Origin of the sequence: Methylorubrum suomiense, from assembly GCF_022179765.1 — a bacterium.
GTDB lineage: Bacteria > Pseudomonadota > Alphaproteobacteria > Rhizobiales > Beijerinckiaceae > Methylobacterium > Methylobacterium suomiense.
This window is the reverse complement of the sequence record NZ_BPRE01000012.1, coordinates 38,139-53,228: the sequence shown is the minus strand read 5'-3', so window position 1 is coordinate 53,228 and position 15,090 is coordinate 38,139. Positions and strand designations below refer to the sequence as shown.

At 69.5% G+C, this 15,090-nt stretch carries 8 protein-coding genes and 1 other RNA gene; all 9 read left to right on the top strand.

The genetic code is table 11. The features are described 5' to 3' along the window. Positions 1-227 precede the first annotated feature (227 nt). The 9 genes from MFF26_RS18140 to MFF26_RS18100 all read left to right on the top strand — a co-directional run bounded on the left by MFF26_RS18140 (position 228) and on the right by MFF26_RS18100 (position 15,057). Positions 228-1,562, top strand: coding sequence for an efflux RND transporter periplasmic adaptor subunit (locus tag MFF26_RS18140; protein WP_137829201.1), 1,335 nt, complete (start codon positions 228-230; stop codon positions 1,560-1,562). Between the two features lie 242 nt (positions 1,563-1,804). Continuing rightward, positions 1,805-4,978, top strand: a complete 3,174-nt coding sequence (locus MFF26_RS18135; protein ID WP_137829202.1) for a multidrug efflux RND transporter permease subunit — start codon at positions 1,805-1,807, stop codon at positions 4,976-4,978. Between the two features lie 305 nt (positions 4,979-5,283). Next, positions 5,284-7,728 (top strand): NAD-dependent DNA ligase LigA, encoded by a 2,445-nt coding sequence (gene ligA / locus MFF26_RS18130; RefSeq protein WP_137829203.1) that lies wholly within the window; start codon positions 5,284-5,286, stop codon positions 7,726-7,728. Between the two features lie 35 nt (positions 7,729-7,763). Continuing rightward, positions 7,764-8,173, top strand: an RNA gene (rnpB, locus tag MFF26_RS18125) — RNase P RNA component class A. A 414-nt stretch (positions 8,174-8,587) separates the two neighbouring features. After that, positions 8,588-9,625 carry a 16S rRNA (cytosine(1402)-N(4))-methyltransferase RsmH gene (gene rsmH / locus MFF26_RS18120; RefSeq protein WP_137829204.1) on the top strand — a complete coding sequence of 346 codons (1,038 nt, stop codon included), beginning with the start codon at positions 8,588-8,590 and terminating at the stop codon, positions 9,623-9,625. After that, entirely contained in the window at positions 9,622-10,050 is a 429-nt protein-coding gene (gene ftsL, locus MFF26_RS18115) for a cell division protein FtsL (protein WP_137829205.1), read from the top strand. Before rsmH ends, ftsL begins: the two co-directional genes overlap by 4 nt. Before the next feature lie 69 nt (positions 10,051-10,119). Then, positions 10,120-11,943, top strand: a complete 1,824-nt coding sequence (locus MFF26_RS18110) for a peptidoglycan D,D-transpeptidase FtsI family protein (RefSeq protein WP_373324499.1) — start codon at positions 10,120-10,122, stop codon at positions 11,941-11,943. A gap of 193 nt (positions 11,944-12,136) precedes the next feature. After that, positions 12,137-13,600 carry a UDP-N-acetylmuramoyl-L-alanyl-D-glutamate--2,6-diaminopimelate ligase gene (locus MFF26_RS18105; RefSeq protein ID WP_137829207.1) on the top strand — a complete coding sequence of 488 codons (1,464 nt, stop codon included), beginning with the start codon at positions 12,137-12,139 and terminating at the stop codon, positions 13,598-13,600. Then, the gene (locus MFF26_RS18100) at positions 13,597-15,057 is read left to right on the top strand and encodes a UDP-N-acetylmuramoylalanyl-D-glutamyl-2,6-diaminopimelate--D-alanyl-D-alanine ligase (RefSeq protein WP_238308277.1); all 1,461 of its coding nucleotides are present in this window, start codon (positions 13,597-13,599) and stop codon (positions 15,055-15,057) included. Before MFF26_RS18105 ends, MFF26_RS18100 begins: the two co-directional genes overlap by 4 nt. Positions 15,058-15,090: the final 33 nt, after the last annotated feature.

The following is a 15,090-nucleotide window of genomic DNA, read 5'->3' as shown; positions in this document are numbered from 1 at the left end:
GATCGGTGGCCGTCTTTCTCGGATGCCCCTTGGCATCCATCCGTACGGGCCACGAGGCATGCGCCTCGCGCGATCATCCCGTGATCGCCTCCCTTGATCGCCCCTTGGCCCGGCGATTGCCACGACCGACCGCCCCCCTTCGCGGCCGGCCGTGATTCCTAAGACGAGGCGCCTCCCGTTCGGCGGGAGACGGCGCGCGTCGAGCGTATCGTAGGAGCGACCCCATCGTGACGCCGTCCCCCCAGACGCCCGAACTCCTCTCCGGTCCCGCCGGGCACGAGGCCGGACGCCTCCGCTCCCGCTGGACGATCCCGGCCACCCTGCTGGTCAGCGCCGTGATGGTCGCGGTCTCGGCCTGCAACGAGCAGAAGACCGCCGCCGCGGTGCCTGCACCGCCGCCCGAGGTGAGCGTGGTCACGGTCAAGCCGCAGCCGATCCCCTACGTGCGCGATCTGCCGGGCCGCGTCGCGCCGATGCGGATCGCCGAGGTTCGCTCCCGCGTCTCCGGCCTCGTGGTCAAACGGCTGTTCGAGCAGGGCAGCCAGGTCAACGAGGGCGACATCCTCTACAAGATCGATCCGGCCCCCTATCAGGTCGAACTCGCCAGCCAGGAGGCGACGCTCGCGAACCGCGAGGCGGCGCTGGTGCTCGCCAACCAGCAGGCCGAACGCCTGGAGACCCTGCTCGCCCGCAACACCGCGAGCCAGGCGCAGTACGACACCGCCTTCGCCGGCAAGAAGCAGGCCGAGGCGGAGGTCGCCGGCGCCCGGGCCGCCCGCGACCGGGCCAAGCTCAACCTGTCCTGGACCGATGTGCGGGCGCCGATCTCGGGCCGCATCGGCCGGGCGCTGCTCACCGAGGGCACGCTGATCGAGTCCGGCTCGACCGGCGTTCTCGCCACCATCCAGCAGCTCGATCCGATCTATGTCGACATCACCCAGTCGGTCGGCGAGCTGAACAAGCTGCGCCGCGACATCGCCTCGGGCGAGTTGTCGAAGCTGTCCCACGACACCGCCAACGTCCATCTGATCATGGATGACGGCACGCTCTACGGCTCGGCCGGTCGCCTGCTGTTCTCCGACGTGACCGCCGATCCGAGCACCGGACAGGTCACCCTGCGGGTGCAGTTCCCCAACCCGCACGACGAGCTGTTCCCCGGCATGTATGTCCGCGCGCGGATCAAGCAGGGCATCGATTCCGACGCCATCGCGGTGCCGCAGCAGGCGATCCAGCGCTCCAACGACGGCAAGCCCGAGGTCTGGGTGGTCAAGGACGACAACCGCGTCATGCTCCAGCCGGTCGAGGTCGGCCCGGTGGTGGGCGGCAACTGGCTGATCCGCGAGGGCCTCGAATCCGGCCAGAAGGTCGTGGTCGAGGGCTTCCAGAAGATCGTCGCCGGCACCGAGGTGAAGCAGGTCCGCTGGAAGACCGAGGCCTCGCCCGACGCCGGCAAGCCGATCGATGCCGACAGCCACGACACCGACGGCCAGGAAAAGCTGAGCGACAAGGAGGCCGCCACCGGATCGGTCGCCCGGCCGGTCGCCCATCAGTTCCAGGACTGATTCCCTTTCGAGGCTATTCGTCCAATGACCTCCCACCCATTCCCCTCATCCTGAGGCGGCGACGCGAAGCGGCGCCCTCGAAGGAGGGCTCCAGGGATCGCTGCGACTTCTGGAGTCCTCTTTCGAGGCTGAGCTGACGCTCAGCATCTCAGGATGAGGCGGAGTGGATGGAGGAATGAGCGCCCTCGGCGGACCCACGGGTCCGCCGCTCCGGAAAAAATCGACAGGACGCACCGAGCCCCATGGCCCGCTTCTTCATCGACCGCCCGGTCTTCGCCTGGGTCGTCGCGCTGTTCATCATTCTGGGCGGCGCGCTCTCGATCCCGATGCTGCCGGTGGCGCAGTATCCGGTGATCGCCCCGCCCTCGATCGCCCTGTCGACCGCCTTCCCCGGCGCCTCGGTCGAGAGCCTCTATACCGGCACGACCCGCCTCATCGAGGACGAGCTGAACGGCGCGGCCAACATCATGAGCTTCGAGTCGACCACCGACTCGTTCGGCTCGATCAACATCACCGCGACCTTCCAGCCCGGCACCGATCCGGCCCTGGCCTCCGTCGAGGTGCAGAACCGCCTGAAGCGCGTCGAGGCGCGCCTGCCCGCGGAGGTCCGCCAGAACGGCATCCTCGTGGAGGAGGCCTCCGCCGCGACCCTCAACATCATCACCCTGGTCTCGACCGACGGGAAGATGGACGAGATCGGGCTCGGCGACTTCCTGATGCGCAACGTGCTGAACGAGATCCGGCGCATCCCCGGCGTCGGCCGCGCGACGCTCTACTCCACCGAGCGCTCCCTGCGCGTCTGGATTGATCCGGACAAGCTGCGGGGTCTCTCGCTCACCCCCGACGACGTGACCGACGCGATCCGCAACCAGAACATCCAGATCGCCTCCGGCGCCGTCGGCGCCCAGCCGAGCCCGGTCGATCACGCGACCTTCGCGCCGATCATCGTCAAGGGCCAGCTCAGCACCGTGGACGATTTCGGCGCCATCGTGCTGCGCGCCAATTCCGACGGCTCGAACGTGCGCCTGCGCGACGTCGCCCGGATCGAACTCGGCGGCGACGCCTACCAATTCTCGACCCGCCTGAACGGCGGCGAGGCCGCCGGCATCTCGGTCACCCTGGCCCCCGACGGCAACGCGCTGGAGACGGCGGGCGCCATCCGCGCCAAGATGGAGGAGCTGTCACAGTTCTTCCCGCCGGGCCTCAAGTGGGACATCCCCTACGACATCACCCCCGCCGTGAAGGCCTCGATCAAGAAGGTCATGATGACCCTGGTCGAGGCGGTGGTGCTGGTGTTCATCGTGATGTTCCTGTTCCTGCAGAACATCCGCTACACCCTCATCCCGACCATCGTCGTGCCGATCGCCCTGATGGGCACGGTGACGGTGATGCTGCTCGCCGGCTTCTCGGTGAACGTGCTGACAATGTTCGGCATGGTGCTCGCCATCGGCATCCTCGTCGACGACGCCATCGTCGTGGTCGAGAACGTCGAGCGCATCATGGCCGAGGAGGGGTTGCCGCCCAAGGAAGCCACCCGCAAGGCGATGAGTCAGATCACCGGGGCGATCATCGGCATCACGCTGGTGCTGGTCGCGGTGTTCATCCCGATGGCGTTCTTCCCCGGCTCGGTCGGCATCATCTATCGCCAGTTCTCGATCGCGATGGTGACCTCGATCGGCTTCTCGGCGCTGCTCGCCTTGTCGCTGACGCCGGCTCTCTGCGCCACCTTCCTGAAGCCCATCGAGAAGGGTCACGGCCACGCCAAGAAGGGCTTCTTCGGCTGGTTCAACCGGATCGTCGACCGGGAGACCGCCCGCTACGGACGCGGCACCGCGTGGTGCATCAAGAAGTCCGGTCGCGTCATGATGATCTACGTCGCGCTGGTCGCCGGCACCGCCTTCGCCTTCCTGCGCCTGCCGGAAGGCTTCCTGCCGGTGGAGGATCAGGGCTTCTTCACCGTCGATATCCAGACCCCGCCCGGCGCCTCGTTCAACCGGACGCAGGGGGCCGTGCGCAAGGTCGAGGAGCACCTGATGGCGCAGGAAGGCGTCGCCACGGTGACGATGCTCAACGGCTTCTCGTTCTCCGGTCAGGGCCCGAACCTCGCTCAGGCCTTCGTCACCCTGAAGCCCTGGTCCGAGCGCAACGCCTCCAATTCCGCCGCCGCCCTGGTGGCCGGCACCAACGCGGCGCTCGGCGGCTATCGCGACGCGGTGATCGACGCCCAGGAACCGCCGCCGGTGGACAATCTCGGCAACGCGGCGGGCTTCTCGTTCCGCCTGCAGGACCGCGCCCAGAAGGGCTATTCGGCCCTCACGGCAGCGGAGGCGCAGTTGCTCGCGCTCGCCAAGCAGAGTCCGATCCTGAAGGCGGTCAAGATCGAGGGCCTGCCGCCCACGCCCCAGGCCGAGCTCATCATCGACCGCGAGAAGGCGGCCGCCCTCGGCGTCAAGTTCGAGGACATCAACGCCGCGATCCAGGTCAATCTCGGCTCGGTCTACACCAACGACTTCCCGAACCGCGGCAAGATGCAGCGCGTCTACGTTCAGGCCGAGCAGTTCCAGCGCATGCAGGCGACCGATCTGCTGAACTACGCGGTGAAGAACAGCCAGGGCACCATGGTGCCGATGTCCTCCTTCGCCGACCTGCGATGGAGCATGGGGCCGAGCCAGATCGTCGGCTTCAACGGCTATCAATCGGTGCGCTTCACCGGCGAACCGCGGGCCGGCTACACCTCCGGCGACGCCATCGCCGAGATGGAGCGGCTGATGCAGCAACTGCCCAAGGGCTTCGGCCATGTCTGGACCGGCCAGTCGCTGCAGGAGAAGCAGGCCGGAAGCCAGGCCTCGCTGCTGCTGGCGCTCTCGGTGCTGATCGTGTTCCTGTGCCTGGCCGCGCTCTACGAGAGCTGGTCGATCCCGTTCTCGGTGCTGCTCGTGATCCCGCTCGGCGTGATCGGCTCGGTGGCGGCGGTCTATCTGCGGGAGATGCCCAACGACGTCTATTTCAAGATCGGACTCATCACGATCATCGGTCTCTCGGCCAAGAACGCGATCCTGATCGTGGAATTCGCCAAGGATCTCTGGAAGCCCGGGACCGACATCGTCCACGCGACGCTCCAGGCGGCGACGCTCCGCTTCCGCCCGATCGTCATGACCTCGCTCGCCTTCATCTTCGGCGTGGTGCCGCTCGCCATCGCCACCGGCGCCGCCTCGAAGAGCCAGCAGGCCATCGGCACCGGCGTGATGGGCGGCATGATCTCGGCCACCGTGCTGGCGGTGTTCTTCGTGCCCGTCTTCTTCGTGGTGGTGATGCGTCTCTTCAAATCGAAGGAGGTCGCCGCGGGCGAGAACGCGGAGGCCGCGCCGGGCGCGACGCATGTGCAGGGTCACGGTCATTCGGTGCCGGCGGAATAGCGAAAATGGTTGCGCACGAGGCGGTTGGCGGCGCGCGTTAACGAAACGGGTCAGATCCGGGGCTTGGAGCCGTGTTTTCGATTCCTGGATCGAGGATGCGGCACCAAGCCTTTGTTCTGCTTCTGTATTTCCCCTGCGAATCCCAACCCGTCCCCCTCATCCTGAGGTGCGGAGCGAAGCCTCGAAGGAGGCCTCCTTCGAGGCCCGCTCGCGCGGGCGCCTCGGGATGAGGGAATTGCCGGGATGAGGGGGATGGGCAGCAAATGCCGGTGTCGGCCGGTTGGCCATGCGCTAGAACGCGACCCATGTCGCGCTCCCCGATCCCCGCCACCATCGACGCCCTCAGCGAGGAGGCGGCCAGCGCCCGCCACACTGCCCTCTCGGAGGAGATTGCCGAGGCCGATCGGCTCTATCACGGCGAGGATGCGCCCGAGATCTCGGATGCGGAATATGACGCCCTGCGTCGGGAATTGGAGCTGATCGAGGCCCGCTTCCCGGCGCTGGCCGGCACGGGCCGGGCTAGTGCCTCCGTCGGCGCCAAGCCGTCGAGCCGCTTCGAGAAGGTCCGGCACGCGGTGCCGATGCTCTCCCTCGGCAATGCCTTCGCCGACGAAGAGGTGGAGGAATTCGTCGCCCGCGTGCGCCGCTTCCTCAACCTCGGGGCCGACGAGCCCGTGGCCTTCACCGCCGAGCCGAAGATCGACGGGCTGTCCCTGTCGCTGCGCTACGAGGACGGCAGGCTCGTCACCGCCGCGACCCGCGGCGACGGCGAGGTCGGCGAGAAGGTCACCGCCAACGCCCTGACCGTGAAGGACATTCCCGAAACCTTGTCCGGCTCCGGCTGGCCCGCGGTGCTGGAGGTGCGCGGGGAGGTCTATCTCTCGCACGCCGACTTCGCCGCCATCAACGCGCGGCAGGAGGCGGAGGGGCTCGCGACCTTCGCCAACCCGCGCAACGCCGCCGCCGGCTCGCTGCGGCAGAAGGATGCCGCGATCACCGCCTCGCGTCCGCTGCGCTTCTTCGCCTATGCCTGGGGCGAGGTGTCGGAGCCCTTCGCCGACACGCAATCGGCGGTGCTGGAGCGGTTCCGGGGCTGGGGCCTGCCGGTGAACCCGCGCACGAAGCTGTGCCGAAGCGCCGCCGACATGATCGCGCATTACCGCGCGATCGAGGCCGAGCGCGCCGATCTCGGCTACGACATCGACGGCGTCGTCTACAAGGTCGACGACCTCGGCTTGCAGAAGCGCTTGGGCTTCGTCTCCCGCGCCCCGCGCTGGGCGCTCGCCCACAAGTTCGCCGCCCAGGAGGCGATCACGCAGTTGCTGGCCATCGACATCAATGTTGGGCGCACCGGCTCGCTCAACCCGCTGGCGCGCCTGAAGCCCGTCACCGTCGGCGGCGTCGTGGTGTCGAACGCCACGCTCCACAACGAGGGCTACGTGCAGGGCGTCGGCGGCGACGGCGAGCCGATCCGCGAGGGCCGCGACATCCGCGTCGGCGACACGGTGATCGTCGTGCGGGCCGGCGACGTGATCCCCAAGGTCATGGACGTGGTGCTCGACAAGCGCCCGGCCGACGCCGTCCCTTACGTCTTCCCCGAGACCTGCCCGGCCTGCGGCAGCAAGGCGGTTCGGGAGCTGAACCCGCGCACCAAGAAGATCGACGCGGTCCGGCGCTGCACCGGCGGGCTGATCTGCCCGGCGCAGGGGCTGGAGCGGCTCAAGCACTTCGTCTCGCGCAACGGCTTCGATCTCGAAGGGTTCGGGCAGACCTATATCGAGGTGCTGTTCGAGGCCGGTCTCGTGAGACAGCCCGCCGACCTGTTCCGGCTGGAATTCGAGCCGCTGAAGGCCGCGATCGTCGCCCGGCGCGAGGCCCTGTCGGCCCAGCGCCGCGCGGAGGGCGAGCAGGCCCCGAAAAAGGCCACCAAGAAGAAGGGCGAGGAGGAGGACAAGGCGATCCACAACCTCCTCGCCTCGCTCGACGCGCGCCGGAAGATCGCGCTCAACCGGTTCCTGTTCGCCCTCGGCATCCCGCAGATCGGCGAGTCGACGGCCAAGGCGCTGGCGAAGCGCTTCCCCGACATGCAGGCCCTGATGGCGGCCCTCGACGCCGGCGCCCAAGCCCAGGCCGGCCGCGACTGGCTGGAACTCTCGGCCCTGCCGCGGATCGGTCCCGGCACCCGCGACAAGCTGTTCGAGGCCCTCGACCCGACACCCGGCGAGCAGATCGAGGGGCTCAGCCTCGGTGCGCGCCTGCGGGCGCGGCTGACGCCGTCCCAGCGGGAGGCGGTGCTCGCCCATTACGGCAGCGAGGCGGACGCGGAGGCCGCCCTCGAACGGGCTTCAGGCCAGAAACCGGGCGAGGCCTACCGGGTCTTCGCCGATGACGGCGAGGTCGGCCCCGTCGCCACGGATTCGCTGATTCAGTTCTTCTCCGAGAAGCACAACCGGGACGCGGTGCTGGCGCTCCTCGAACAGGTCGAGACCACCCCGCTCGAAACCGCCGCCTCGGCCGCGGCCTTCGCCGGAAAGACCGTGGTCTTCACCGGCACGCTGGAAAAGATGACCCGCAGCGAGGCCAAGGCCACCGCCGAACGCCTCGGTGCCAAGGTCTCGGGCTCGGTCTCGGCCAAGACCGATCTCGTCGTCGCCGGCCCCGGCGCCGGCTCGAAGCTCAAGGACGCCGAACGGCACGGGGTGACGGTGGTGTCGGAGGACGAATGGCTGGGGATGCTGGCGCAGGCTTGACCCCGGCCGCCGCCCGGCGCAAGTCCGGCGCCGGATCAGCCGGCCGGGCAGCCGCTCCGCGTCATGCGGGGAGGAAAGTCCGGGCTCCATGGAGAGGCGGTGCCGGATAACCTCCGGCGGGGGCGACCCCAGGGACAGTGCCACAGAGAGCAGACCGCCTCGCAGGGGTTCACCCCACGCAAGGTAAGGGTGAAAGGGTGCGGTAAGAGCGCACCGCGGACGCGGCAACGTGGACGGCACGGCAAACCCCACCGGGAGCAAAACCGAATAGGGGCGACACGCTTTTCCCGCCAGGGAAGGGCAGGCCCGCTCTCCAGGCCCGTCGCCCGGGTTGGTTGCTCGAGGCGGTCGGCAACGACCGTCCCAGAGGAATGGCTGCCACGTCCAAGCGACTCCTCGAGTCGCTCGGGCCCTACAGAACCCGGCTTACAGGCCGGCTGATCCACCCCTCCGACAACGGAAGACGCGTTTTCGCACCGTCTCTCGACCGGCGCGGCGCAGGGCTCGCCCCGGAGAGCCTCCGGTTTTCCATCCGTCATTGACGCTCGGTTAACCTTGCTGAGGTCTGATCCGGGTCGCCCGCAAGGCCGAGCTCGTTGACGCGTTTCGAGGGCCTATGTTACCCCGCGCCATCCCGTTGATGCCCGATACCGGATCGGCCGACACTCGCTCAGGTTGCCTGACGAGGGTTCGTGCGCGTGTCCTGGGCCGACGAACCGGCAACGCCAACATCGTCCGGGCCGCGGCTGTGTGGTCCGTCCACGCAGCAGGCCATCATGCATTCTCCCGAGCCGGAGACCGTCGGAGCCGCTCACGGCCCCCGCGCACCACGACTCACCCCTTCCGTGGAGGCCTGCCGATGAGCCGTCCGCCACGCCGGCCGCAGGGCGATCATGCCCGCCACGTCCCCGTCCTCCTCGCCGAGGTTCTGGCCTCGCTCGATCTGAGCCGCGCCGGCCTCGCCGTGGACGGCACCTTCGGGGCCGGCGGCTACACCCGCGCCCTGCTCGACGCCCAGCCCGACTTACGGGTCGTCGCCATCGATCGCGATCCGACCGCCATCGCCGCCGGAGGCGATCTGGTGCGGACCTCCGCGGGACGGCTTCGCCTCGTGAGCGGTCGCTTCGGCGATATGGACGCGCTGCTCGCCGGAATCGGCGAGGCGCAAGCCGATTGGGTGGTCCTCGATATCGGCGTGTCGTCGATGCAGCTCGATCAGGCGGAGCGCGGCTTCTCCTTCCGCCAGGACGGGCCCCTCGACATGCGCATGGGCGGGGATGGCCCGTCGGCGGCCGATCTCGTCAACGAGGCGGACGAGACGACGCTCGCCGACATCCTCTATCATTTCGGCGAGGAGCGCCGCTCCCGCGCGGTCGCCCGCGCGATCCTGGAGACCCGCCGGCGCGGCCGGATCGAGACCACGGCGCAGCTCGCCGACCTCGTGGCGAGCGTGGTGCGGCCCGAGCCCGGCAGCCCGATCCATCCGGCGACCCGCGCCTTCCAGGGCCTGCGGATCGCGGTGAACGACGAGCTCGGCGAGCTGGTGCGCGGCCTGCACGCCGCCGAGCGGCTCCTGAAGCCCGGCGGGCGGCTCGGGGTGGTGACGTTCCACTCCCTCGAGGATCGCATCGTCAAGCAGTTCTTCTCGGCCCGCAGCGGCCGTGCGGCACAGGGCTCGCGCCACATGCCGGGCGTCGAGGCGCCCACGCCCAAGAGCTTCCGGCTCGTCACCAAGGGCCCGGTCCTGCCCACCGAGGCGGAGACCGAGGGCAATCCGCGCGCCCGCTCGGCGAAGCTGCGGGCGGCCGAGCGGACCGAGGCGGCTCCGCCCCCGCCGCTCTCGGCGATTCAGGCGCTGGCGAGCCTGCCGGCGGCGCAGAAGGGAACGCGGCGGTGATCCGGCTTCTCAACGTGCTGGCCATCGTCGGCCTGATCGGCTCGGCGATCTACGCCTACTCGATCAAGTACGACACGCTCTATCAGGCGGGGCAGGTGTCGAAGCTCAAGAGCGCGCTCCACAAGGAGCGGCAAGCCATCGCCGTGTTGCGGGCCGAGTGGCAGCTCCTGACCCGACCCGACCGGCTTCAGGCGGCGGTCGAGCGCCATCTCGCCCTGGAGCTGATCGGCGACGAGCACCTCGCCCGCCTGTCCGACCTGCCGGCCCGGCCCGACCGCGGCGACGAGATCGGCCGGTTGCTCGCCTCGACGGCGACGCCGACCGCGACGCCCAAGGACAAGCCGCTCAATGCCCGCGACGAGCCGCGCACGACCGGCTCCGTCGCCACCCGCACCGTTTCCACCCGCCCGCCGGCTTCGAGGTAGCGTCCCGTGTCGCACGAGTCGTCGCGAGAGTCTTCGCAGGAATCCTTTGAAGAGCCGTTGCAGGGATCGGTGCAAGAGGCATTGCCGGAGGCTTCGCCGGAATCGGCGCAGGCCGAGAGCGTCGGCCCCGACCGGGTGATCGCGAGCGAGCCGCCGGCCTCCGCGCTGACCCGCTTCACCCGGACGATGCTGCGCCTCGCCATCGAGCGCTCGCATTCCCGCGTCGCCATCGTCGGCCTCGCCTTCGCCGCGGTGTTCGGGGCGATCTCCCTGCGCTTGATCGTGGTGGCGGCGACGCCCGCCAACAACAGCGACGATCACCGGGTGGCCGCCGCCGCGACCACGGCGGTGCGGCCCGACATCATCGACCGCAACGGCGAGATGCTGGCCACCGACATCCGCACCGTCTCGGTCTTCGCCGAGCCGACCCGGATGGCCCGCACCTTCGACAAGGACGAGGCGGTCGAGCTGCTCACCGCCGTGCTGCCGGAACTCAACGCCGCCGAATTGCGCGCCAAGCTCTCGTCGAAGAAGGGCTTCGTCTGGATCAAGCGCGAGATCACGCCGAAGCAGCAGCTCGAAGTCCACCGCCTGGGCATCCCCGGCGTCGGCTTCCTGCCCGATCACAAGCGGGTCTACCCGAACGGCACCGCCGCGGCCCACATCCTCGGCGTGACGAATCTCGACAATGTCGGCATCGCCGGCATCGAGAAATACATCGACACGCAGGGCAACCGGGCGCTCAACGAGTTCGGGCTGGCGACCAAGCAGACCGATCTGAAGCCGGTCCAGCTCTCCATCGACCTGCGCGCCCAATTCGCCGTGCGCGACGAGCTCGTGAAGGGCGTCGAGCACTTCAAGGCCAAGGCCGGCGCGTCGATGATCATGGACGTGAACACCGGCGAGATCGTCGCGCTCGCCTCCTACCCGGATTTCGATCCCAACGAGCCCAAGGACGCGCTCTCGGACGACCGCATCAACCGGATGAATGTCGGCGTCTACGAGATGGGATCGACCTTCAAGGCGATGACGCTCGCCATGGCGCTCGATTCCGGCAAGTACAACGTCAACTCGACCTTCGACACCCGCGGCGGCGTGCTGCATTGGGGCCGGCAGAAGATCCACGAATACCACGGCACCAACCGGGTCATCACCATGCCGGAGGTGTTCACCCACTCCTCCAACATCGGCTCGGCCAAGATGGCGCTCGGCGTCGGCGTGCCCGGCCACAAGGCCTTCCTCAAGAAGATGGGCCTGCTCGACCGGCTGCGCACGGAACTGCCGGAATCGGCCATGCCGATCATCCCGCCGCGCTGGACCGAGATCAACACGATCACCATCGCCTTCGGCCACGGCCTCGCGGTCGCGCCGCTCCAGGCGGCGGCGGCGGTGGCCGCCATCGTCAACGGCGGCGAGCTGATGACGCCGACCTTCCTCAAGACCACGGAAGCCGAGGCCCATGCCAAGGCGACGCGGGTGATCAAGCCCGAGACCAGCGAGGCGATGCGCTTCATCATGCGCCTCAACGCCGTCGAGGGCTCGGCCAAGAAGTCGGCGATCCCGCTCTACTACGTCGGCGGCAAGACCGGCACGGCCGAGAAGGTCATCAACGGGCGCTACGTCAAGAACCGCCTGTTCACGACCTTCACCGCCGCCGCGCCGATGGACAAGCCGAAATACCTCTTCGTCACGATCATGGACGAGCCGCAGGGTCTGCCGGAGAGCGGCGGCTACGCCACCGCCGCCTGGAACTCGGGCGTGGTCACCGGCAAGATCATCGAACGCACGGCTCCGGTGCTGGGCCTGCCGCCGAAATTCGAGGCGCCGGCCAAGCCGTTCCCGCTGATGGTCAAGCTCGGGGCGTATCACGCCACGCAGGTCGGCGGGCCGTAAGCCCTGGCCTTGCCCGGAACACAGGAACCCTTCATCCCACCCATGCCCTCATCCTGAGGTGCCGGAGCGCAGCGGAGGCCTCGAAGGAGGGCTCCCGTTCGCCCTGCGGGACCGGACCCTCCTTCGAGGCCGCTTCGCGGCATCGCGGGGTGAGGGCCAGGGATGGAGACGCGACAGGCAGCGGGAGCCTCGCATGAGCCAGCCCACCCTCGGCCACCTCTTCGGGGACGCCGCAACCGATCACGCGGGAAAGCCCGTCGCCGGACTCACCGCCGATAGCCGCAAGGTCATGCCGGGCGGCGTGTTCGTCGCCGTGCCCGGCACCGTGGCCGACGGACGGCTGTTCGCCGCGAAGGCGTCCGAGGCCGGGGCGGTCGCGGTCGTCGGCGAGGGCGAGCGCCCGGCCGATCTGCCGGACGCCACCGCCTGGATCGCCGTGCCCGACGCCCGCCGCGCCCTGGCGCTCGCCGCCGCCCGCCTGTCGGGTCGCCAGCCCGAGACCGTGGTGGCCGTCACCGGCACGAGCGGGAAGAGTTCGGTCGCCGATTTCGTGCGCCAGATCCTGTCGCGGATCGGCCGGGACGCCGCGAGCCTCGGCACGGTGGGCATCGTCACGAATCGCGGCGCCGCCTACGGCTCGCTGACGACGCCCGATCCGGTCACCCTGCACCAGACGCTGGCCCGCCTCGCCGACGAGGGCATCACGGATCTGGCCATGGAGGCCTCGTCCCACGGCATCGAGCAGCGCCGGCTCGACGGCGTCGTCCTGCGGGCGGCGGCCTTCACCAATCTCGGTCGCGATCATCTCGATTATCATCCGAGCATCGAGGACTATCTCGACGCCAAGCTGCGCCTGTTCACCACCCTGCTGCCGAAGGGATCCCCCGCCGTCGTCAATGCCGACGGCGCCTATGCCGAGCGGGTGATCGGCGTCGCCGACGCCGCCGGTCACGCGCTGCGCACCACCGGCCGCAACGGCGACTTCATCCGCCTGATCGAAGCCCGGACGGAGGGCTTTTCGCAGGCTCTGACGCTCGTGCACGGACGCGACACGTACGCGGTGCGGCTCCCGCTCGTCGGCGGCTTCCAGGTCGAGAACGCTCTGGTCGCGGCGGGTCTCGCGCTCTCCACGCCGGCGGGTGAGAAGGACCCGGCCGCGGTCTTCGCCGCCCTCGACCATCTCACCGGCGTGCCCGGCCGGATGGAGCGGATCGGCGAGGCGAAGGGGGGCCTGTGCCTCGTCGATTACGCCCACAAGCCGGAGGCGCTCGAACACGTTCTGACGGCGTTGCGGCCCTTCGCGTCCGGGCGGCTCGTCGTGGTGTTCGGCTGCGGCGGCGACCGCGACCGAGGCAAGCGCCCGATCATGGGGGCCATCGCGCAACGCTTGGCCGACCGGGTCATCGTCACCGACGACAATCCCCGCACCGAGGCGGCGACGGCGATCCGCGCCGCGATCCTGGCCGCCGCACCGGGGGCGGAGGAGATCGGCGATCGCGCGGAGGCGATCCGCACGGGCGTGCGCGGCCTCGCCGCCGGCGACGTGCTGGTGGTGGCCGGCAAGGGCCATGAAACCGGCCAGATCGTGGGGACAAGCGTGCTCCCGTTCTCGGATCACGAGGCCCTGCGCGCCGCGATCGCTGAGGTGAACCGATGACCGCCCCCCTCTGGACCCAGGCCGAGCTCGAAGCCGCCACCGGCGGACGCCTCGTCGGCGCGGCGCGCCCGATCGAGGGCGCCTCGATCGACACCCGCACCCTCCAACTGGGCGACCTGTTCTTCGCGATCCGGGGCGAGGCCCGCGACGGCCACGACTTCGTGCGCGCCGCCCTCGAGAAGGGCGCGGGAGCCGCCGTGGTCGCGCAATCGCGGGCCGACGAACTCTCCGCCTTCGGCCCGGTCCTCGCGGTGCCGGAGGGCTCCGACGATCCCGTCCTCGACGCGATGCGCCGCATCGGCACCGCCGCCCGCGCCCGCACGAAGGCGGCCATCGTCGCGGTGACGGGCTCCGTCGGCAAGACCGGCACCAAGGAGGCCCTGCGCCACGTCCTCGGTGCGCAGGGGGAGACCCATGCCTCGGTCGCTTCCTACAACAATCACTGGGGCGTGCCGCTGACGCTCGCCCGGATGCCGGACACCAGCCGCTACGGCGTGTTCGAGATCGGCATGAACCACGCCGCCGAGATCCTGCCGCTCACCGCCCAGGTACGACCGGACGTGGCGCTGATCACCACGGTCGAGCCGGTTCATATCGAGCACTTCCCCTCGCTCTCGGCCATCGCCGATGCCAAGGGCGAGATCTTTGCTGGGCTCAGTCCCGTCGGGGTGGCCGTGATCAACCGCGACAACCCGAATTTTCCCCGCCTCCTCGCCCATGCCCAGGCCTCGAAGGCCGGTCGAGTCATCACCTTCGGCGAGCACGAGGAGGCCGATGTGCGGGCGCACCGCATCCTGACCCGCCCCGACATCTCCGTGGTGGACGCGACCGTGATGGGCGTGCCCGTCACCTACCAGCTCGGGACGCCGGGCCGGCACGTCGCCATGAACTCGCTCGGGGTGCTCGCCTGCATCCACGCGCTCGGGGCCGACCTCGCCCGCGCCGCCCTGTCCCTGGCGGGGCTGAAGCCCCCGGTCGGGCGCGGCGAGCGCACGGCCCTGCGGATCGATGACGGCGACGCCTACCTGGTCGACGAGAGCTACAACGCCAACCCGGCCTCGATCCGGGCATCCCTCGCCACGCTGAAGGGGATCGATACCGGGGCGAAGGGCCGCCGCATCGCCGTGCTCGGCGACATGAAGGAGCTGGGCGAGGCGGGTGAGAGCCTGCATCGCGACCTTGCCGAGGCCGTGCGGGCGAACGGGATCGATCTCGTCTTCACCGCCGGGCCGCTGATGCGCCACCTGTTCGAGGCGCTGCCGATCGAGAGCCGCGGCGTCGCGGCGCTGAGCGCCGACGAGCTGACCGACGCCGTGGTTGCCGTGCTGCGCCCGGGCGACGCCGTGATGGTCAAGGGCTCGAACTCCATGCGCATGGTTCGGATTGTCGAAGCGGTCAAAGCCCGCTACGCGCTGCCCCCGGACCAGCGCGACGCCTCGCTCAGGGCGGTTCGCTGAGCGTCGTCACGGTCGGGCCGCTTCTCGCCCACC